Source organism: Pedobacter sp. KBW01, assembly GCF_003852395.1.
GTDB lineage: Bacteria > Bacteroidota > Bacteroidia > Sphingobacteriales > Sphingobacteriaceae > Pedobacter.
In genome coordinates this window covers 133,804-156,558 of sequence record NZ_QAJQ01000003.1, presented here as the reverse complement: position 1 = coordinate 156,558, position 22,755 = coordinate 133,804, and the positions used below count along the sequence as shown (strand labels likewise).

The 22,755-nt window shown below is 40.5% G+C and carries 12 protein-coding genes; 1 reads left to right on the top strand and 11 read right to left on the bottom strand.

All coding sequences use genetic code 11. From position 1 onward, the window contains the following. Positions 1-280: 280 nt before the first annotated feature. The 4 genes from DBR40_RS03195 to DBR40_RS03180 all read right to left on the bottom strand — a co-directional run bounded on the left by DBR40_RS03195 (position 281) and on the right by DBR40_RS03180 (position 11,133). Positions 281-3,067 (bottom strand): glycoside hydrolase family 2 protein, encoded by a 2,787-nt coding sequence (locus DBR40_RS03195; protein WP_124558364.1) that lies wholly within the window; start codon positions 3,065-3,067, stop codon positions 281-283. A gap of 41 nt (positions 3,068-3,108) precedes the next feature. Beyond that, on the bottom strand, positions 3,109-6,357 hold the full coding sequence (locus DBR40_RS03190; protein WP_158673980.1) for a sugar-binding domain-containing protein: 3,249 nt from the start codon (positions 6,355-6,357) through the stop codon (positions 3,109-3,111). A 13-nt stretch (positions 6,358-6,370) separates the two neighbouring features. Then, positions 6,371-9,685, bottom strand: a complete 3,315-nt coding sequence (locus DBR40_RS03185) for a DUF5107 domain-containing protein (RefSeq protein WP_199748264.1) — start codon at positions 9,683-9,685, stop codon at positions 6,371-6,373. Between the two features lie 107 nt (positions 9,686-9,792). Further along, positions 9,793-11,133: a sugar porter family MFS transporter gene (locus DBR40_RS03180; protein ID WP_124558362.1), complete on the bottom strand. Its 1,341-nt coding sequence runs from the start codon at positions 11,131-11,133 to the stop codon at positions 9,793-9,795. Between the two features lie 119 nt (positions 11,134-11,252). On the opposite strand from DBR40_RS03180, the gene DBR40_RS03175 reads away from it, so the two are divergent. Next, entirely contained in the window at positions 11,253-12,173 is a 921-nt protein-coding gene (locus DBR40_RS03175; RefSeq protein WP_124558361.1) for an AraC family transcriptional regulator, read from the top strand. Between the two features lie 72 nt (positions 12,174-12,245). Here the strand turns inward: DBR40_RS03175 and DBR40_RS03170 are convergent, their stop codons facing one another. From DBR40_RS03170 to DBR40_RS03140, 7 genes are all read right to left on the bottom strand, one after another. Continuing rightward, positions 12,246-12,758, bottom strand: coding sequence for a hypothetical protein (locus DBR40_RS03170; protein ID WP_124558360.1), 513 nt, complete (start codon positions 12,756-12,758; stop codon positions 12,246-12,248). Positions 12,759-13,025: 267 nt separating this feature from the next. Further along, positions 13,026-15,896, bottom strand: coding sequence for an outer membrane beta-barrel protein (locus DBR40_RS03165; protein ID WP_233603783.1), 2,871 nt, complete (start codon positions 15,894-15,896; stop codon positions 13,026-13,028). Between the two features lie 84 nt (positions 15,897-15,980). After that, a complete protein-coding gene (locus tag DBR40_RS26600) occupies positions 15,981-16,817 on the bottom strand; it encodes a hypothetical protein (protein WP_124558359.1) in 837 nt (278 codons plus the stop codon). Positions 16,818-17,216: 399 nt separating this feature from the next. Next, positions 17,217-20,438 (bottom strand): PVC-type heme-binding CxxCH protein, encoded by a 3,222-nt coding sequence (locus DBR40_RS03155; protein WP_124558358.1) that lies wholly within the window; start codon positions 20,436-20,438, stop codon positions 17,217-17,219. Positions 20,439-20,450: 12 nt separating this feature from the next. Then, complete coding sequence (locus DBR40_RS03150) at positions 20,451-21,308, bottom strand: ThuA domain-containing protein (protein ID WP_124558357.1); 858 nt, start codon at positions 21,306-21,308, stop codon at positions 20,451-20,453. Positions 21,309-21,329: 21 nt separating this feature from the next. Next, positions 21,330-22,265, bottom strand: coding sequence for a 2-hydroxyacid dehydrogenase (locus tag DBR40_RS03145; RefSeq protein ID WP_124558356.1), 936 nt, complete (start codon positions 22,263-22,265; stop codon positions 21,330-21,332). After that, positions 22,265-22,753, bottom strand: coding sequence for a VOC family protein (locus DBR40_RS03140; RefSeq protein ID WP_124558355.1), 489 nt, complete (start codon positions 22,751-22,753; stop codon positions 22,265-22,267). The genes DBR40_RS03145 and DBR40_RS03140 overlap by 1 nt, the downstream gene beginning before the upstream one ends. Positions 22,754-22,755 lie beyond the last annotated feature (2 nt).

Genomic DNA, 22,755 nt, shown 5'->3' with positions numbered 1-22,755 from the left:
AATTCCCCTCACTATCTTCTGCTGTAAACATAGCATCCAAAGTTATTACTACCCTGTGCAGTTTGAGGTGGAAGTGTTTCTTGTTTCTTACATGCAAACAAAGTAAGCGCGCAAATAACCGTCAATATACTTTTTTTACCTTCATAAATTGCTGCTGATCCTTATATTTCTTATCTGCCGATTATTCCAAACGCCCCAAACTACTGCTGACCAATAATGGTGGTATTTGGATTTGCCTTTAAAGCTAATGCAGAAATCACGGCCATACGGGCAACAGCCTTTATTGTTTAGCCTTCTTTTCTATCTTTTGGAAATTACGCATATCTAAAACCGTAACAGGATTAAATTTGCTACTGTGTATATACCCCAATAAGCTGTATTTTAATTGCCTGGCTACTGGCCTGTTGTTAATATCGGTATGCAAATCCATGGTACAAAGCAATAGCTTACCATTACCTAGCTTAGCCTCTACAACACTGGACATATTTCTGTTTTTGAAAAAATTATCAATGTTTCTAACTACAATGGCTGATGGCGACAGGCCAATGCTATCTAACACCAAAGTAGTTGATTTTTTACAGAGGTCCCACCACTGCCAGTCGGTATGGTTATCGGTAGGGAAATTTTCAAAAGCAGGATGTTTCGGATCGACCAATAGGCCCATTGTTCCGGGTTGGTTTGGAAAATGAACCGGACTCCAGAAAACCTGCACAAATTTCCCTTCAACGCCATTAATCTTTTCTTTTGCAGGATTTAGCAACACCTTTTTACCCTGTTCCAAAGCCAACAGGGCTTCGTTGTAATCTGTAGTAAATACAACATCTTCAGGTATTGGGTTTACCTTTTCGGGATAAACCCAAATGCTCCAATTATTTTGATACGTTGTATTTTCGATACTAACGCTTACGTTTAATTTTTGAGCGCTGGTTACTTTTGTTAAAGTTGTACTAATATTTTCAGCCAGGGCACTATTACCTAAATGGATATTTACACCAGATATTTTACCTGAGGCCAATACCACGCCTTCATCTCCTGTAATCTGCCAAACTACGGTGGCATTTTTTAATGGAATAGCCCCGTAATTAGCTACTTCTATTTGCGCTTTAAATACTTCATTGTTGGTATAAGTTGCTTTTTCAAACCGGATAAGCGGTACCACAGGAGCACAGAATTTCCTGAAATCAACTGGTTTAATTAAACCTTTGCTATCCCAAAATGCATCGAGTACACCAACCAGAGCAGTTCCCTGTCCTGGAAAATCGTGTAAATCTAATAACTGAAACCCACTAACATTTTTGGTTTTTAAAGCTCTTTCTATTTCTTCTTTATAAAGTAATACAGCTAGTTTGCCACTGGCGTTTGTAAAATCGCTGGCAAAAGCAGTCATGTTTTTCCGGGCAAGGTCGTCTTTTATTGCCGTAAAGTTTAGCGGGGCCAATACGCCGGTATACTTCGCAATTTCATTAATATTAGGATAAACAGCATACTGCCCTATTTCATGGGTAATGAGTGGTACGGGCAAACTATCAACTGATTTTGTATAGTCTTTATTAAAAGAAGGGGCTTCAACATCGAAAATACCCTGCCCCCGCACCCAGCCTTTTTTGGTGCGCTGTGTAATAAAATAATCGTCAGCCGCTAATGGCCAGTCGCCAAAACCCTTCTCAAAAGTATAAGAAGTGGTGGTATACATTCGTCTATTATCTACTGATTTTAGTTTAATCACCACATCACTTAACCACTTCATATTACCCTGCATTTCGTTACCCATACTCCAAAAGCAGAATGATGGGTGATTACCATAGTACCTGATCATTCGGCCCGCCTCACGGTCAAAAAAATCGTCGGCCAGTTTATCAGTACCAATTTTAAGCGACCAGGCAGGTAACTCTACCTGCAAATAGAAGCCCATTTCGTCTGCCATCTCAAAAGCAGCTTCGGGCGGGCACCAGCTATGGAACCGAAGATGGTTTAAGCCATAATTTTTTGCACTTTCAAAAACTTTTCTCCATCCTTCTTTTTCCATTGGCGGGTATCCTGTTAATGGAAAAATATTGCATTCTAAGGTTCCTCTTAAAAATAATGGCCGGTTATTGATTAGCAATTGCGGCCCTTTACTGCTCAGGGTTCTGAAAGCAAAACGGGTAGTTGTGCTATGTGTTGAATTTGCAGATTTTATTGATGCATGGAGGTTATACAGTGCCGGATTAAACTCATCCCATTTTTTAATTGGGCCTTTAATATCAATATAGCTTACTATGATGTTTTCGCCCGCCTTTAATGATAGGGGAATATTTGATTTTTCGGATTTTGTTTCACCATTTACCGCAGTCAGGCTAAGCGCTGAGCGAAGGTTTTTACCCAATTTATTATCTATTTCGCTAACAACTTTAATCCGGTTTAACTTTTCTTCGGTAAAAACCTGGGTATTTTTAAGGTAAACACCTGGTTTTGAAACCAATTGTATTTTACCGATTACCCCATTCCAGATAATCTGTGTTTCTGCAGAATAGGCATGTCCATCGCCAATATCGAACTTTTTACTGTTATCAATCTTTACGGTAAGGGTGTGTTTCCCTGGCTTAAAAAAAGGAGAAAGATCAAAATCATGAGGGGCACTAAGGCTCTCTCCCTGCGTATTCACTTTTTTTCCATCAACCCATACATCGGTTTGCCAAATAACCCTTTCCAATAAAAGCGATACCTGCCTGTTATTCCATGAAGCCGGAATAATCACCTCTTTTTGATACCAGGCCGCGCCCACATAAGAAAATTTACGCCATAAATGCAGCATAACTTCCCGCTTAAGTACCGGTTTTAACTGTAATGGATTACCAAAACCAGCATCGTCTGTAGTGCCAGGCAATTTTATTTTCTGGTTAAAAAACAGTGCAGGCTTATTATACCATTTTTCCTGTTCCCCTGTTTTAAGAGAATCGATACGGAAAGACCATGCTCCGGCCAGATTTATCACTTCTTCGCCTGTTGCGGTTGTATTTTTTTCCTGCCCCAGCATACCCGAGATAAGGATAAGCTGAAAAAGACAGGTAAACAATATTTTTTTCATAGTAAAACTTTATTTTCTACAGTAGAATAGTCGCCAATAATTTAGTCTTCCGGTACGACAACTAATTTATCTATTTCAATATTTGCAGCACCATCCGAAGTAATATTTATATTCAATTTCCCATCATTGGTATCTTCACGCATCATAAATATTCTCACCCATTTACCAGAAACAGGTATCTCGCCAATGGCCAGTTCTCTACCCTCTAAAGAAACAATACCCGATGTTTTTGATTGAGCAGGATTGTTGAAATGCAGATACACATAACCTTTTATTCCGTTGGGTGGTGCAATATTAATATTCATCCGTTTGGCAATCCAGCTACCTGTTTCTTTTTCCTTGTAAACCTTTGCCCCCGCCACCTCATAAGTAAACCCTTTATTTACCACAACTTCATCCAAAACATTACTCCACTCGCTCCTGGTGCTATTGCTTTTTTTACCGGCATTAATATAAAGTATGGCATTATTAAATTGATCGGGTAATGGACTCTGGTTCTCTGCTGTTGGAACTTTTGCTACGATTTCTTTAAGCTTTTCTTTAGGTAGCGCCATAACAGGATTAAATTCATTACCCTGCATATAATGGATTAAACTATACCTTAATTGTTGTAGATAAGCATTATCTGATTTTGTTAAATCATAGCCACAAACCAACAATTTACCAGCACCAGCCTGGGTTTCGAAAATACTGCCTAGTTTTTTGTTGTAATGAAAATCAGAAATTGGCTGCACTAAGGGCTTAAACGCTTCGGGCATTGCCGAGAGGTCAAAATATTTAGCACCACTACCTGCTTTATACCATTGCCAGCTTGCATAATTATCTGTCGGAAAATTTTTAAAAGCACCACTCTGCACGTTAATTAGCGAGCCCAGCGTTTCGTTACCCTGCCCGGGGAAAAAGCTACTCGACCAAAAAAGTGGTGTAAATGAAACGGCCTTTGAGGTATTTTTTGTCCCCAGTTTATTGGCAATAAGCAATACTTTCCCGCCGCCATTTAAAACGCTATCTACCTTAGCATTCCATTCTGTAGCTACATAAATATCATTAGCCGTATTTTTTTGCTCTTTGGGAAACACATATAATGGCCACGAATTGCTATATGTTGTACCAGCCAGATGCAAACTAAAGGTATATTTTTTAGCCTCCGCAGGTAGGTTAAGGCATTCGATATTTAACTGCCCGGCAGCGGTTAAAGTACCCTGAGGAAAGCTACTTGCAGCAGCAGTACCGTCCCTTATCACATTACCCAGCTCATCAGTTAACTGCCAGTTTAGTTTAGCATTAACATCGTTTTTAAAATAATTGGCTACCTCCATTGATAGTTTAATGGTATCGCTTTGCGTAAAGGTAAAGCTGTTAATGCGGATTAATGGTACAACGGCATTGGAGTGCTGCCTGAAAACTTTTGGGTCGGTTATGCCTTTGTCATCCCAAAAAGCATCTAACCAACCTATTAATGCTTCACCTTGCCCCTGATAATCTTGCATGCTCAGCAGCTGAAAGCCAGCGCTTGATGGTGCCAGAAGTACATTTTCTATTAAATTTTTATACAACAACTGCTGCAAAGCTCCACTGGCTTTATGAAAATCTACATCCTGGCTTACTATACCATTCTTTTTCGCCATTTCTTTAAAACCTTCCAGATTACGGGCTTTTAATACGCCTTTATACTTATCAATCTCTTTCCATTCGGGATATACAGGGTATTGACCAACCTCGTGCGCAATAATGGGAATGGTTGCTTTACTGTAATTCTTTTCCAGGCCTGCATCTGTTTTATTTATACTGTTGCCATAAGCTCCACCCACACCTGGAATGTTATGGGTAACCATATAATCATCAACCTCAGTAATTTTTCTGGCGGTAGAAACAGCATATAAACGTCTCGGATCTTCTTTTTTAACTTTCCTTATCCACTCTTGCATTACGGTAAAATCAGAATTGCCCAATTCGTTACCTATGCAGAAGAAAAGGAAGGATGGATGATTGCCATAAGTATCTACTATACGCTTCATCTCTTCCTGAACAAACTTATCGCCATCGGGATTTTTACCTAAACCCTGCGGGAACCCCCTGGTATCCATCTCCGGTCGATCTGGATTAGGCTGAGACATCCACCAATCAATCCATAAAACTTCTGCCTGTATGTAAATCCCCATCCTATCGGCTACCCTAAAGGCAACCTCTGGCGGGCACCAGGAGTGGAAACGAACGGTATTTAACCCATAATCTTTATACTTTTGAAAAATCTTTTCCCAATCTTTATCAAGCGTTGATGGATAACCGGTTATTGGAAAATGCACACAATCTAAGTTTCCCCTGATGTACGAAACTTTATCGTTTACTAAAATTTTATGTGCTGTGGTGCCTAATTTCCTGAAACCAATTACATCAGTCCATTGGCTTTGCACCAAACCACTTTTTAATTGCAGGGTAACCTGGTATAACGCCGGATCGAACTCATCCCAGGTTTTAATTCCGCTTAACTGATTGAGTATAATATCGTACTTAGCTTCGCCAGCTTTGGCAATAAAATTCTGTTTTTGAGTGCGGATAACCTTTCCCGATTGCTTATCGGTTAGCGTGGCCGTAAGCACCAATGGCGATTTCTTTTGCTGCCAGTTCATTACAAATGCCTCTAAACGTAAGCTTTTTGCCGATACATCGGGATAAGTTTTTACAGCATTAATTGCTAAATCTTCTTGTTTTTGCAACTCGATACGCCCAATAACACCATTCCATATACTTTGAGTGTACTCTGAATAACCATGGCCTTTATCGCCAATGTTATGCACCAGTTCATTGTTTATGCAAAGCGTAATAATATGCGTTCCTTTTGTTAATCTGCCTAAGGGGTGCTTATGCGCAACATACAATGGCGAAAGGGTTGAAACCTCTTTCCCGTCCACATATACTTTGCTTTCCCACAATACCCGCTCTAAAAAAAGATTAACGTTTTTATTGTTCCAACCAGCAGGGATGGTTATTTTTTTTTGATACCATGCCGCACCAACATATTTATGGGCACGGGTAAGTATGCCGTAATCAGAGCCTTTGGTTACAGTTCCATATCCTGCCTCATCAGTGGTACCAGGTAATTGTATATCACTGCTTAGGTGCTTTTCAGACCAGTTTTCTTTATATCCCAGGCTATCAGGATCTAATTCAAAAGACCACTTTCCGGCCAATGATATTATATTCTGCGCCTTACTGTTTACTTGGAAAGAGAGCAGGGCAATAAAAACCAAAGCCCCAATAACGGCCTGGTATCTTTTTGTTCTTTTCATTATAATTAGTTCACTATTTAACATTCGAAGTATTTTTCACAATTGTTCTTATCCCTAAATGGCTATTATCCATAAGCTGCAATTCAATTATACTTTGTTCTGCCAGGTCATTATCCTGTAATCCTGCATATCCCAATGCAGTCATATACAGGCAGTGAACTTTATTCCGTTTGTTCAGATCATCATCAAAAATCATCAGATCGGGCAACGACACAGCAAAATAATCCAGTTTAATATGATCGTTTACATGGCTTTTACCATAGCTGATTAAGCTGTTAAATTTTTGGTTTGCGGCATCATTATTTTGCAGTTCCCGGTAGGCTAATCCCTGGTAAAATATGGCATCAGGTTGTGGATCATTGTAAAAAATGGCTGCTGCAGGCTCCATATCGCCCAGGCTTGCCCTTGTAAAATATGTTTCGGCTTTTTTCTCATCGCCTAAATTACGGTAAGCCACCCCAAGCCAGTAGTCAACATCGTTTTCACGCGTGCCGTACAACTTACCTTCGCCTAAGTTTTCGGGATAAACAGTAGCATCATTAAGCAATTGTATCCCTGCTTCATATTCGCCGTTGCTGATAGCTGCTTTAGCCAAACCAATCTTCGAAAACACGTATTGCATACTCACCTTGCCTTCGCCACCTTCCCAGGGATGAAATTTACGCCCCATTAACAATGCTAAGGCCTCATCGAGATTTCCATTAAGGTTTTTTAAGGTAAGGTACTCCAGATATAAATCATCTCTTTTTTGGATCAGTTCTTTATATTTCTCCAGAAAAGTTAACCGATAGGTAATTGAATAATTTAATCTTTTATGCAATTGATCCAGCTCCAATAACACACGGGCATCGGTAACATCGTTAAAAAAGGCTTTTTCCATAAAGGCCAAAGCTTTCTCTTCATTTTTATCTTTATTATAGTAAGCAATACTCAGGTTACGGTTTACCGATGCAAAATCGGGATTAATAGTAGCCGAAGTATTCCAGCAGTTTATGGCTGCTGCATATTGCCTTTTATCGTACCATAAATTGCCCAGATAATAAAACGCTTTATAATCATTGGGGTTTTCTTTATTAACAAACGTTAAAACGTCAATGTCTTCTAAACGATTAGGGAACACTTTATCGGGGCTCAGTTCGAAACCTTTGGTTAAATACTGTTCAACCTTTTCCAGCTTTCCCAACCGGGCATAATAGTTGGCCAGATAATAAAAATATAAGGGTTGCTGTTCTTTGTTTTCGCAGCGTAACAATAAGCCTATTGCTTCTTCATATCTGCCACAAGCCGCGTAATCGATCGCTATTTCAATGTAACTATGTACATTATCTCTTAACCGTTCATTTAAAATCCTCTCCCATACATCAACCTGGGCAGGGCTTTGCTGATGAATGAGGCATAATTCATATATAGAACCAAAATCGAAATTATCAATCGAAAGTGTTTCTAAAGCTAACTTTGCAGCATCGTCTAATTTGTTTAATTTCCGCAGCAATAGCGTTTTTAAGTGCCTTGCCTTAAAACCATGGGCATTCCGTATCAGTGCACGATCTGCCAATGCTAATGCTTCGGGCCAATTATTTTTAATGGCTTCTATTTTGGCCAGTTGCAGATAAGCGTTATCCTGTTGGGCAACGTTCCATGCGGCCTTGTAAAATTTATCATAAGCTGCATTAATTTTGCCCTGATACAATAAGCTTAAACCTAAATTATACAGTGGTTCGCCATCGTACGGATTTGGATTGTACTTTAACAAGGTAGTAACCGCCTTTTCAAAATACCTTTCAGAAATTTCAAATTGCCCCCTCCTAAAATAATAAAGGCCTAAAGCATTGTTGTTCCTAACGTCTGTATCATCGCGTTTCAATGCTTCTTCATAATAATCTTTTGCTGCATAAGTGGCATGCCTGTATTGTTCTAAATGAAGGCCAGCCATGTAAAGTGCCTCGTTGGTTTTCATTGCAGCCGGTTCCGCCAATGGCTTGGCGGGTTCTGGCGAAACATCAACATCTTTTACCGCTATTGGCGAATAGTCGACCAATTTTTCTCCTGCGCTATTGCTTACCATTAGCGTTACATCCTGCGCGATGTATCCAATAGGCAAAGTAATTTCTGCTTCGAAAGCTTTAAGTGGAGACAGGTTTTCCTGACAAGAAAAAACAACCTCCCCTTTTAACTTCAATTGGATATGTGCAAGCTCCTGTTTCGATGTAGCATATACTTTAACAAAGGCCGTTTCTCCACTAAATTCTAAATTAACGAGGGCATGTTTTGTAGCGTTTTTAACATAACCAATTTCTTTATAAGGCAGAAAATATTGGGTAAACGTAATTTCCTGATTAGGCATTATCCACGAAAAATCAGGCTGATTATCTGTGTAAACGCCTGTCATAATTTCTACATAAGGTCCATCTTCATCGGTTAAATGCCTATCCCAGGTTTGTCCAAAATTCCCATCGCCCCAGGTCCATTGTTTTTTACCGGGCGAAATGTGATGATTGGCAATATGTAAGAGCCCCGCCTTTTTTTGATGGTGATAACCACCTACAAAATCAAAATCAGATCCTACAGCCATAAAAGAAGTTGGCACAGGTATATTCTTATACCATGAAATATCAGTTCCGGGAGAGTAGTCTTTTTTATAATAGGTTCCTTTGGCTATCGGAAAAAGCGATACATCTCTTTTACCGTGATCGTAAACTGCCGTAACATCGGGCGGAAAAACCGATTGATAGTGCTCATCTACGGCAACAGCCGGATTGGCCCACCATAAAAATGTTTGCGGTAATGCTGTACGGTTGTATAATTTGCCTGTAATTTCAAGATAAGCACTATCAGGATAAAGCTTAAAACCAGCCATTCCTTTGGTATGAAACATTTTTTCTATTTCACTAACCCATACGGTTTTACTGCCATCGGCATGTGTTTCAATCATAAAATCGACCGGTTCGAAGGTACTTGGCCGATGATGTTGCGGCCAATTAAATTCTATTCCACCCGATATCCATGGGCCTGTTAAGCCCACCAACGCGGGTTTAATAACCTGATTGTAATAAACAAAATGATAATCGTTTGTTTTATCGTATGCCATCTGAATGCGGCCACCCAGCTCTGGCAAAATCATAATTTTAATAAATTCGTTCTCTAAAAAAACGGCCTGATACTCCTGCTCTGTTTTTTCATCGTACACCTGATCTATTACAGCATGGGGGTAAACAACTCCGCTACTGCCCTGATAAATTCTCTTTTCGAGAAACATCGGGTTCTTATCTGGCTCACTGGTTTTATAGGTCGGGATAATCACTATTTCTTCCCAGGCTTTTACTTGCATATTTATACGTAAATGGTTATTGCTTAAATAATATTGATCTTGATTTTTCAATATGTGCTGTTCATATTAAACTCAGTTTCGGATGCCGGCATTCTCGCCGCTATGCTTTAATGCACTATTTGTATGCCTTCAATTTCTTCTAAGGTTTTTCCTTTGGTTTCTTTTACAAATTTCCAAATGGCTAAACAGCCAATGGTGCATATTACGGCGTAGATGTAAAAAGTATCTTCTTTAAGCCAATCGAATAAAATGGGGAAAGTAAATACCAGTACGAAATAGGCACCCCACAGGCACAGTATTGCCCAGGTAGTTGCTTTTACCCTAACTTTATTGGGGAATATCTCAGAAATTAATACCCAGGTAACCGGTGCCAGCGAAACAGCATAAACACCTATGGCACTTAATAAAAACCAGGAAACTGATGTAGAACCCGATGCCAGTAATTGAGAGATAATAACATACAAAATGGCTAAACCACCAGCGCCGATAAGCATTAAGGGTTTTCTGCCAATTTTATCAACCAAAAACATGGCAGAAACAGTAAACACCACGTTTACGGCTCCAATAAATACGGTTTGCAGTAGCTGATCATCCTGAGAAGTACCTATGCTTTCGAATAATTTAGGTGCATAGTTAAAAACAGTATTAATGCCGCAAAACTGCTGAAAAATGGCCAGGCCAATCCCAATTATTACCGCCGGAAAATACATTTTGTTAAAAATGCTGGCTTGTACAGTATTGGATTTACTATTTAGTGTTTGCGCTATACTTTTTAAAGCATCGGTAGCAAATTCGCTATTACCAATCTTATTTAAAACTTTTAGTGCCTGTTCATCTTTTCCCTTTTGCACTAACCACCTCGGGCTTTCGGGAAGTAGCCATACACCAATAAAAAATAAGCCTGAGGGTACGGCACCAAGCCCGAACATCCATCGCCAGGCATCATCACCGGTATCTCGGAGGGTGTAATTGATCAAGTTGGTAATTAAAATACCCAGTACAATGGTTAGCTGATTAATGGCAACCAACCTTCCCCTAAATTTGGGTGGGGCAAGCTCGGCAATGTACATAGGCGACAGCATGGAGGCCATGCCTACTCCTATGCCCGAAAAAAACCTCGATGCGATAAAGAAATCGCGGTTTGGTGACATAGCCATAGCAAAAGAGGAGGCTAAAAACGTAAATGCTGCAATCATTAAACCTGGCTTGCGGCCATAAGCATCTGATACGTAACCTGCTATAATGCAACCCAACATGGCCCCTAGAGCCAAACTACCTGTTGCAAAGCCTTCCCAGTAAGGCGTAAGTTGAAACTGTTTTTCTAAAAACGGCAAGCTGCCTGAAATGACAGCAAAGTCGAACCCAAAAAGATAGCCACCACCCGCTGCAAGCAGGGAGATGAAAGTAATGTAGCCGGTGTTAAATTTGCTTTGAGCTATTAAGTGCATATATTTGGTTGTTGATAAATACTAAACAGTGATACACAAACATCAGCAAAGCACCATGATTTTCAAATGCACGGATTGAGGATAATAATGGATTTTCTTACGATCATAGAAAAAGGAGTATGATAAAAAGTACAATTAAAAAAAATGATGGTTTTGAAGGACAAAGGGCCGTAATCATCCCCAAAAGAATACTATCAAAAACATGTGCAAGCAATGATATAATCAAAAGCATGTGTGTAAGCAGTATAGGATATTACCCAAAAGCGCGCTTTCACTATAGAAAACGGGCACAAGGAACAAATGAACACATCCTCATCTATTGTACAGAAGGGCAGGGAACGGTTAAAATAGGAAAGAAAATACATAAAGTAGAGCCCAATGATTTCTTTATTATCCCAAAAGGTACTGAACATGTTTACGGAAGTTTGGAAAATAATCCATGGACAATTTATTGGGCGCATTTTACCGGACGAAACGCTGATTCGATAGTACATGATACCACACTAAAGCTAAATAACAACAAAGAATTTATTCATTATTCGGGTAAGAGAATAGAACTTTTCGAAACGATATACCATCAGCTCGAACGTGGGTATAGTGTTGAAAACATGGAATATTCCAGTCTTTGTTTCTACCACTTTTTAGGGAGTTTTGCTCACCATAGCAAGTTTGATATAGATAAAACGAACCAGGATACGGGAATTGTAAACAGAGCGATCGATTACATGACCAAAAATATCCAGCTAACCTTATCTTTACAGCTGATGGCCAAAGATTTAAATGTATCTCCTTCTCATTTATCCTTTTTGTTTAAGCAAAAAACAGGCTACCCCCCAATGGAATATGTAAACCACCTTAAGTTGCAAAAAGCTTGTCAGTTTTTGATGTTTACACCAATGCGCATAAAAGAAATAACCATTGAAATTGGCATGAATGACCCCTTCTATTTTTCACGTCTTTTTAAAAAGCAAATGGGCATGTCGCCCAAAACTTATAGGGCCAAAAGAAAGGAGCATGAGGAGGCAGAGCCAAAAAATTAACCAAATGGCTACATTAAGGATCATTGCAATTTGTATTATAATGAAAAGGATATAACCATTACCCAAAATGGTTTATGCAATTCCTATTCTACAGCCAAAAGCTATTTTTAGCGATTGTGAAAAAGAATATTTTATGAAACCTAAATCTTTCAGACAAGATAAGCCTTCGCGAAGTTCATCGAGGTTACTATAAAATCGTCCGGCCATTTTATACATCAGCTTACCTTCTTTTACCAGATAAAAACATGGGTATTTACCGTACTTATCTTTTACAAGTGTATTGATATAGCCATCAAAATAATCCAAATGATAAGTTCTGGTTATTGGTAACAGAAACATTTTAAAAGAAATGGTTTTTATATCAGTGTCGATAATAACCGTTTTGTAATTTAATTTCATTTGGGCAATAATGTAAACCGACTGCGCTACTGTTACGAAAACAACAAGTACACCTAAGCTCGAAAATAATGGTACCGGTTTCTTACCGTAAAAACCTGCATAAAAAAGGAAACCATACAGTATTAACAACCCGGTCATTACAAACTGACCGATAACCTGATGGCCAGGGAATTTAGATTTAATCATATCAGAAAAAGCTGGCGCAATATAGCAGTTTAATGCTACTTTAATTATACGGACCGCTCTTTAATGGCATAAGCTTATAATATCAAAACAGTTAGGTCAGTCCATCCTTACAGCAGGCTGATGCTTACCATCTGGCACCATGGTGTACTGTAGATCTATAGTAAATCCGCATTTGAGTGCAAAAACGCGGACTATATGCGGACTCACTACGAACTTATCCCTTTGTTGGTAGCAAGATGATAGCATTTAAATAGCTTATTTCCTCCTTTAATTCATAAAACTTCCATCACCGCGGCGCATAATCCCGTTTCCATTTCTCCCCCTGGCACCGGTCCATTTTTGCAAATTGGCACTCAACCTAAACATAAAGTAACGGCTTAAGGCATTTGATTTTGTATCGGTATAACTACCATCCACATTTACATCACGGTTAACAAAATTGTTCTGATTTAAAATATCAAAAACCTGCACCGTAGCCGAAATCCTTCGGTGCCAGAAATCGCGTTGCAGGTAACTGTTTATCACCAGCGGATTACTGGTAATGTTTGCATTAATACCGGTTACAAAATTTTTGCTTGCACTATAGCCTAGTTCAAACCCTTTTAAGAAGTAGAATTTGCCATCAATATTTAAGGCCGTTGTTTTGGTTTTAAAATCGGTTGATGAAGATGTAGATAAGGTACTGGCCGATTTGGTAAAGTTAAACGAAGCCGATGGGTTTACTTCCACCCAGTCGTTAGGCGTAATGCGCGGACCAAATTTTTCGTAAAACACCCACGAATTGGTTTCATAAGCCACATTATTGTTCATTGAAACGCCGTGGTTGTAAGAGAAATTACCACGAAATGCCAAGTTATATTTCCGGTCGTTTAACTGCTTGTTAATTGAATAATTACCATTTAAATTGTAATTACCATTTAAGTTAACGTAATGTGTTTCGTTTAACTGGCTACCGTAAGGCCCCGCGATAACCACCCTGTTGGTAACCACTTTATTTTGTGAAAAAGTTGCATTACCGTTTATAGAGTAGTTTAATTTCGAGTTTGCAATGTAATTATTGTAAGCAGTATTAATTGAGTGACTAAAGGTAACTTTTAAAGCGGGGTTACCCACTACCGGATTTTGAGGGTTCGACTCATCGCGCACTGGTTGAATCTGATCGAAACTTGGCTCATTTGCATTACCCGAATAGTTTAACTGAATACTGTGTTGTTTTGACCATAAATACTGAAAACGGGCAATGGGGATTAAATTAAAACTGGTACGCCTGGTAGTGGTGCCCAGGCTTGCTTTACTACCCGCTAAAACCGCCGGAATAGCCGTTAAACCTGCAGAAAAACGAACTTTAGCTTCGTTCCCCAATCCATACCTGAAATTTAATGCTACACGCGATTGGGTAAACGAATATTCATAAATATTGCTCAAAGAATCTACAATCTGGCTGTTTCCTGAAGCATTAATGTTACTGGTAATCGCCTTATTGTCGTAACCGTTGTAATTAACCTGGCTGTTAAATTCAATTTGAGTGGAACTTGTTAGCGGCTCTACGTAGGTAAAACTGGCCCTGTAATTACGTGTTAAGTTTTTGCGCTCTATTAAACGGTGCACCAACGAATCTTTGGTTACTATATTGGTGGTATCATAATACAAAATATTGTTGTTTTGCTCTGATGTTGCATCGGCATCTGAATTGCCAAATGTTAACTGAACCGATAAATTTCTTCGTGGTTTCTTAAAAACATGCTGATAAAATGCTGTTGCATTAATGTTTGGACGCGTTGAAATGCTGCTGCTTAGTCCCTTTCTATCCTGGCGCGTTCTGATTGTTTGAATAGTTGATGAAATTGTACTGTTATTGGTTGTGCTCAGGCTTATATTTGGCGAAAAACGGATAAAGTTTGCACTGTCAATATCATCTTCAAGTTCAAAACTAAAATTATGCGTTTTTGAGGAAGAATTACGCAAACTTTCGCTTGAAGTATGGGTATTGTAAGGTATGGTTGGGCTAAATGATTCGCTTATATTTGACGAGTTATTGTCGTTATAGCGGAAACTGTAATTGGTATTGATCTTGATTTTCTTGCCCAGCTGATCGCGGTACGAAAAAGACGGACTTGCAGAAGTTGCCGTACCACCACTGCCACTTGATGAATTGCCTCCACCATTGTTTCCTCCACCACCATTACCGCCACGGTTACCACCACCGCCGCCGCCATTTGAATCGCCCCCGCTATTGGCCACACCGGTAACCGTATTATTTATCCGGCCATTAATGCCTATAACCTGGTTTTGGTTTAAACGGGTTGCAAATAGTGAACCCTCATAACGTTTATTATTACCCGCACCTGCCCCAAGGCGCAGCGAATTCCCTACCGATTTATCTGTACGGGTTACAATGTTTAAAATCTTTTCCGGATCGCCGTCTTTAATTCCCGTTCTTGCAGCCTGGTCACCATAATCATCAACAATTTGTATTTTATCTACAATTTCTGCCGGTAAATTCTGAATGGCCGAACTTACATCCCCCCCTAAATAGGTTTTGCCATTTATCTTTGCTTTTGTAATTGTATTTCCCTGATGGGTTAATGAACCGTCGCTTCCTACTTCCATCCCTTCCATTTTCTTCAAAAGTTCGTCTACAGTCGCATTTTCGCGTACTACGTAATCACTGGCTTTATACTCAACGGTATCGGTTTTATAGGTAATAGATGGCGTTCCATTAATGGTAACTTCTTTTAGCGCATTCTCTTCGTTCTTCAGGAAAATAGGGTCCATTACAATTCTGGGAGTAACATCATTCTGCTTAAATTTGCCCACAAACGTTTTATAGCCCAAACTACTTACCGTTAAGGTGTAGACAGCTTCTTTTACGTTTTTGATTACAAATATCCCGTCATCATTGGTACTGGTTACCAAAGTATCATGGATAGAAGTTAACTTTACAGTACAGCTCGGAATCCCCAGTTTGGTATCGTCTTTAACCACACCACTTACTTCCCTGCGGGCAATGGGTGGAGGTACCTTTGCTTTTTTAGGTTGGTTTTGAGCATATAAACTCTGGCTTAAACAAAGTACCAGCATCAAAATTCCAAATGTTTTGCAAAGATTAAAAAAGGTGTTCTTGTAAAGTTTTTTCATGTTTGGTTAGCGCGTTGCCTTAGCAGTAATTGGTTGGAGTGGGGTTTATACAAAAAGTGCAGATCATTTTTGTATAAAATGATGCTATTTATTTTTTGCCAATGTGTATTTATCCCAGAAATCGGTAGGTAGCATTAAATCCTGAAAATTGGTTGAGCCCCCTCCGGTTCTTGCTCCGCTACCACCCCGGTTGCCACCGCCACCAAAGCCGCCGCCGTTGCCTCCTCCATTTCTGCCGCCAAATGAACCGGCAATTAAACCATTCAGCTTAATTTGAAAGGCAATCTCTTTGGCATCGCTGCTTTTTAAACCCAGCTGAGCAAGCGGTACAGATAATTCGTAGGTATATACGCCAGCATCATCAAAAACAGCAACAGTTTTAATGCTGTATTCGTTATAAATAGAAATTAAAGTATCCTGAATAGCTTTAAAGCCCAGCACCTTTATTTCTTTAACTGTTTCTAATTGGGTTTTATGCAAAGCAAGTGCAATTGAATCTCGCTGAGCAGTAGTTTGTTCCGAACGATTTTGGCCGCCACCAAAACCACCCCGGTTTGCACCAAAGCCCTGTGCCCCCCTGCCTGCTCTTTTAACCAATGGGTAGGTAATTGAATAAGCATCTTTATCTTTCTTCCTGCCATCGGTATTGATGATAAAACTGATCCCTCCGAGCATAATTTTAGATATACTGGCCTGTTCTTTCGATTTAATAACGAGATATAAATTTTTCTCATCGTTTGCCAGCACATAATCTAAATTGGTCCGTTTATTCTCGGTAAATGGCAATCCATTCCATTCTGTAATATGGCCATCAATACGAATTCCACCCGGGGCGAGGTTTCCTTTCCGATCGCTTGATTTTTGGGCAAATGCAGATATAAATAAAGTGGAAGCAAAAAAAGCCAGGTACATTTTTCTCATCTCATAAATAGTTTAAGTTCGGTATTTATAAGCAGTAGACTGAGAATTTACCCGATGGCTTAATTGTTTAGTTTAAAAAAATCTGGTTTAAGGAACACAAAACATCAAAAACAACTTAAAAAGAACCATTTAACATTATTTCATCACTAAAATATTACGAACCGGAACAACTATTATAGCCAAATTAAGAGCAGCTGTTCCCGTTCATCTTTAAAGCATATAAACCGCATTTAACCAAAGAAATGCGATTTATATGCGGACTTACTGCGAACTTACCCTTAATTTGGCGGCAATATTACAGCAATTAATCCTGCCTTAAATTGGGATAAAACTCAAAGCTTAAATTCTGAATGAGTTATACCTTCTAATTGCTTAACGTTGTTTTAGTATACGAATTTTCTATTTCTTAATACTTTCCATAGGATGCTCTTTCAATAATTGCTCTGGCGAGTAAAAATCCTTTTTATTTTGAGTGGCTTTCCTTATCGCTTTTACTTTATCGGGCGAAATTGCAGTACCCTTATTCCCAAACGAGTTACGGATATAGGTGAGCACTGCCGCTACTTCCTGATCTTTCAGCAATCCGCCGAAAGGCGTCATAGGAACCTGGCCGGGATATTTTTTGCCATTCACCTCTATTGGGCCCATTACGCCTTTCAGCACCAGTTTAATCAGCCGGTCATCGTTTCCATTTACCCAATTATTAGGTGTAAGTGGCGGAAAGCCTGCAATAGCAAGTCCTTTACCGTCTGCCTGATGACAGGTTTTGCAGTAGCCCTCTTTATTATAAATAATTTTTCCTTCGTTATACAAGACAAGTGCAGTGCCTGTAAGTGCCGTTTTTTCTTTCTTTTCTTTTTCCTCTTCTACATTTCTGCCATTCAAATGCGCTACGGCTGTCTGGTAAGCTGGCAACATCCAGCTATCCAAAGGCAATTTATTTGTTTCGGCTAAAACCGGAAGCCCTTTTTCTTTGCCTATCCACGAGGCAGCGGCAATGGCTGTTAACCTTACCCTGCTATTTTTATCCCTGGCGGCTTCCATCAGCAAGTTTGCCTGGTCGGGCAGTTGATGCCCGGTATAACGTACCACCTCTGTAGCCGCAGCCCTTACATGATAGTCTTTGGCTTTCAATAGCTGTTTTAAAAGCTGTTGGTCTACTTTATTCATCCCCCAGCTTACCCAAAGCGCTTCGAGTAAATGATGTTCATATCTGGTATCGTTGGTATCCAGCTTTGCAGCCCAGCTTTTCAGTTTAGCCAACACCTCATCAACATCGCGCCCCCTCAGCTCTCTGCGGGTGCGGTAACGGGTTCTGTACTCTGGTAGTTTAAGATAATCAAGCAGCTCTTCAATGCTGGCTCCGTCTATTTTAGCAGGTTTTACCAGGGGCCTTGAAGGATAAGTAATGCGGTAAATCCTGCCATGGGAATGATCACGCAGGGGATCGCGGGCATTGTGTTGCATATGCCCAATGAGCACATTATGCCAATCTATAACATACAAAGAACCATCAGGTGCAAACTCCAGATCTACCGGTCGAAAATTAGGATCATTACTCACCAGCAGGTCCATGCGGAAATGGCTTTTATAACCAGTACCATCATCCTCCAAAGTATGTTGTTTGGTTCCCAGAAAACCAATGGTATTATTGATCAGGAAGTCTCCCTGAAATTCATCGGGAAAATGGCGGCTGGATACAAATTCAATGCCTGATGTAGGCCTTACAAGCTGCTTTTCCTCTATCAGTTGTTTCGACTTATGGTTAGCCTGTCCATATCGGGGTAAGATTGTTCCGGGAAGCATCCAACGAAAATCAGGACTGGAGGTTTCGGCATAGAAAGGTTGCCCCCAATCATCAAATGTAATGCCCCATGGATTAGGAATAGCCATTTGCGCCGTACGCTCTAATTTTCTACGCCTTGGGTCGTATCTGTAAAACCCGCCATTAGTGGCATAAATAGGTCCGTAAGAAGTTTCTATATTGGTGCGCAGAAATACGCCTTCTCCTGAAAAAATGGCTCCCGAGGGATCTGCTGTATACGCGTGGCTGCTGTGGTGAGAATCGTGATCATCAAAACCACTGAGCAAAATCTCCTTTTTATCAGCTTTATCATCACCGTCGGTATCTGTAAGCAGAATAAAATTATTTCCCTGGGCAACATATACCCCTTCTGCCGCAATTTCAAAGCCAAGCGGTAAATGAAGGCCATCGGCAAAAACGGTTTGTTTATCGGCCTTGCCGTCCTTATTGGTGTCTTCGAGAATAATGATCTTGTCATTAGGCTTTGAGTCTCCAACCTTATATTGTGGATAAGTAGGCATTACCGCCACCCACAAGCGCCCTTTGTTATCAAATGACAACTGCACGGGCTTGGCCAAAAAGCTGAATTCGGTTTCTGAGGCAAATAATTCTACTTTGAACCCCGGTGGCACAGTTAAACTGTTTACTGCTTCCTGCCCGATCAGGTATTTAAGATTGCCATTTTTTTTACTTGGTGTATAATTGGTTTTTACCTCTGGCAAAACGGTGGTATGCTCATCAGCTGCCTCAATATCCATTTTCTGTCCTTTAGCTGCTGCCTGCCAAACGGCAGTATCCCTGATCAGCGTCATTTCGCGAATCTTCTTTATCTCTGCCGGGAAATTATCAGGCCCGTAAGGTTTATACCTGCGCCCATACACGTGCACTCCGTTAGGGATTTTAAAATCATTTAGCCACATCCAGTTTTTTTCCATTACAGCATCATGCACTAGCTTCCTGTTCGTTTCTGCTTCGGCTGCGTTTTTTCCAAAAATCTGATCTGCAAGCAAGACCCCGAGTTTTTTATAACCCTCTTCGTTTAGTTGAGACCCATCAATGGTTAATGGGCTTGAGGCATTTTTATACCATTCTAGTGTCGGGTTAAATACATCAACAAAGCGAACCCTATTTGCAGCAGCCACTTCTCTCATTGCATTGGTGTACAGTAGCAGGTTTTCATTTTCCTGCTTACCATCGGGCAAATCATATTTGGTTTTACCCTTAAGGTTTTCAAAAGCAATGGGCGATACGATGACAAGCTGTGGCCCTGAAGTGCCGTTATATTTTTGTTTCAGCGTCCATTTAATAAAGGCATCCAGTTCGGCTTTATAGTTATCAAGCCCCGCTTTCCCTTCAAAAGATTCGTTAAACCCAAAAAAGGAAATGATTACATCTGTTTTTAACCTGGTAAGCCATTGATCGGGTGTTTCAAAAAAGCCCTCTCCGGGATCTTCCATTTCTAATGTACCGCCTGCATCTTTTCTTTTAACAAGGTTAGCCCGCTCTACCTGAAACTTTTCTGCACCGGGAAAAGCCCAGGGAGAATTTCTGCTTGCATGAGGTCTGAAACCGGGCGTTTCTGCCGGGTTACACATGTTACGAATAAATAATTGGTGCGTTGGGAAACGAAGCTGCAATTCTGTTTCAAAATTATCGTAATTGATCATTCTCGACCCCAGGTTATTGCCAATCAGGGCAATACGTGTGCCTTTAGCCATAACAAGCGGCGAGGCTTTGTATTTAAAGGCGTTTATTATCACCATTGTGGGTATTGCCACGATGAGGCACAACAGGCTGATCTTTATTATTCTCGTCATCTTTAAGCAGGTTTACTTAGCTACACGGTATGGTACCTGGATATCCATTTTACCTTTCCATTTCTTTGGCACTTTTAAGCCCAGTTCATCATGAATGGCGTTAATTACAAGGCGTTGGAAAGCCTCAATTCTGAAATCTTCGGGATGCCCCATCGTGGTCATAAAAACCTTTCCACCGAAAGTATTGGTACCTGTCCAGGCTACCGGATTTTCTACGGCGGCTCTATCAGGATTTACGGCTTTGCCTGTAAGCAATGTTGTTGATCCTTTTGTGGGATAATCGGGCACTACATGGTACAACCAGGAGCGAACGTGAAAATCTTTTGCTACACCTGTAAGAATAGGATTGTTTGATGCCGCAGGAGCAATGCTCACATCGGTGCTGCTGTTATGTCCATAGTGTGTATGTTTAGCTTTCCCGCCCCAGCCCGGAGGCGCATTTAACGCGAACTCACCGAAAGCATTCCATTTTTCGCTGGGGTGCCCCTTAGGGAAATTAAATGCATGTGTAGTGGTACGAAAGCCCATTACTGGTTTTCCCGACTTCAGGTAGGTTTCAATGTGCGCAAGTTGTTCGGCGGGAAGTCTTCGCCACCGCAAGTAGAAAACAGCTAAATCTGCTTCTTTTAATATTTCCAGTCCGGGAATATTTTCTTCGCTATTGTGGTCTGGAGATGCTTTGAGTACAACGGCCCTCATGCCATAGTTCTTTTCCAGTTCGGCAGCAATAATGGGCAGCGTTTCTTCTCCGCTATATTCATGATCGCCGCACACAAAAACAACGAGTGGCTTTTTAGCCTTTTGCGTAGATGGCGCACAGCAAAGAACTGTACTCAGGGTTAATAATAAACCAACACAAAAATTATTCATTTTATTAGGGATTAATGGTTATCAAATAAAGGAATCGCGGTTATATACACTATTTAAATCAGCCTGCCCGCCACCAAGTATGGCAAGTACATTCTTCACGGTAAGCAAGCACATCCGTTGGTAGGTAGCGGCTGTAAGACTGGCTGCGTGAGGGGTAATAATTGCGTGCGGATGTTGTACAACCGAAAGGCTCTCTACGGGTGGTTCATCGGGCAGCACATCTGCTGCAAATCCGGCAATGGTATTTGCATTCAACGCATCGAGAAGCGCCTCATGATTGATCAGTGCGCCCCTTGCGGTATTGATCAGGAATGATCCAGGTTTCATTAACGCCAGTTGCTTAGCCCCGATAATCTCATTCGTTTCGGGAGTTAAGGGAAGATGTAAACTTACTATATCTGATTGTTTTAAAACTTCATCCATAGGCAGCTGTCGTGCTGTTCTGCTCCAGTAAAATACCTTCATACCAAAAGCCTCAGCTAGTTTGGCCACCCGTTTCCCTATATTTCCCATGCCCAATATACCAAGCGTTTTGCCATTCAGTTCATCTCCTGCATATTGGTTACGCCAGTTCCAGTCACCCTGTTTAACCCTTTCTACCGACTGATATAAATTACGCATTGCCATCAGCATTAAAGCGAGCGTGTGTTCTGCAATAGTGGCTGCATTACTGCCCGGCGCATTAACTACCCTGATCTTTCTTGCTGTCGCTTCAGCCACATCCACATTATCAAGTCCCACGCCGCACCTGGCTACCACCTGCAAATTAAAAAAGGCATCCATTAAAGGCTTATCAATCTGCCCCTTCCCCCTGGTAATAACGGCATGTATTTCTACCTTTCCCAAAACCTCATTTAGCCCACCTGCTTCATATCCTTTGAATACATGCGCATTTTCGGCTAGCAGCGAAAGTGCTTCTTCGGCAATAGTTTCGAGTAACAATACGTTTTTCTTCATTACTTTTTATGGTATAAAGTAGCGTCATCTGATTTTAAGCCTCTGAAATCGTTCCTGTTCGAAACGTATAAACCTGCTTCATAAAGCTCATCTTTAAATATCCGTTCGTCTACTTCAGCTCCAGGTATTGAAGAAATTTCTACCAGGTTGCCAGCGGGATCGCGTACAAACATCTGCATAGCTCCATCTGGCAATTCCCTCACTTTCCCCCAGGGGTTAACATCAATGGCATTCAACGCTTTCATGCGGAAAAAGATACTGCTGAAATCGTCTACCTGTACACAGATATGCCCGCGAAATGACGTGCGGTCTTCCCATTCCGAAATATGCAATTGTTGTTCATCATTAAACCTGAAAAACATTACAGGGTAATCGAACTTAAAAGCAGGGAGTGGCTCAAGGCCAAGTTCCTGCCTGTAGAAATCTCCTGCTTTTTCCAGATTATCTACAATGAGCGTTACATGATTAATTTTAAGTGCCTTTGCCATAA

Coding starts and splice junctions, on each gene's coding strand:
- DBR40_RS03195 (WP_124558364.1), bottom strand. CDS start 3,067: ATGAAAAAAATATTGTTTACCTGTCTTTTTCAGCTTATCCTTATCTCG.
- DBR40_RS03190 (WP_158673980.1), bottom strand. CDS start 6,357: ATGAAAAGAACAAAAAGATACCAGGCCGTTATTGGGGCTTTGGTTTTT.
- DBR40_RS03185 (WP_199748264.1), bottom strand. CDS start 9,685: ATGCAAGTAAAAGCCTGGGAAGAAATAGTGATTATCCCGACCTATAAA.
- DBR40_RS03180 (WP_124558362.1), bottom strand. CDS start 11,133: ATGCACTTAATAGCTCAAAGCAAATTTAACACCGGCTACATTACTTTC.
- DBR40_RS03175 (WP_124558361.1), top strand. CDS start 11,253: ATGATAAAAAGTACAATTAAAAAAAATGATGGTTTTGAAGGACAAAGG.
- DBR40_RS03170 (WP_124558360.1), bottom strand. CDS start 12,758: ATGATTAAATCTAAATTCCCTGGCCATCAGGTTATCGGTCAGTTTGTA.
- DBR40_RS03165 (WP_233603783.1), bottom strand. CDS start 15,896: ATGAAAAAACTTTACAAGAACACCTTTTTTAATCTTTGCAAAACATTT.
- DBR40_RS26600 (WP_124558359.1), bottom strand. CDS start 16,817: ATGAGAAAAATGTACCTGGCTTTTTTTGCTTCCACTTTATTTATATCT.
- DBR40_RS03155 (WP_124558358.1), bottom strand. CDS start 20,438: ATGACGAGAATAATAAAGATCAGCCTGTTGTGCCTCATCGTGGCAATA.
- DBR40_RS03150 (WP_124558357.1), bottom strand. CDS start 21,308: ATGAATAATTTTTGTGTTGGTTTATTATTAACCCTGAGTACAGTTCTT.
- DBR40_RS03145 (WP_124558356.1), bottom strand. CDS start 22,265: ATGAAGAAAAACGTATTGTTACTCGAAACTATTGCCGAAGAAGCACTT.
- DBR40_RS03140 (WP_124558355.1), bottom strand. CDS start 22,753: ATGGCAAAGGCACTTAAAATTAATCATGTAACGCTCATTGTAGATAAT.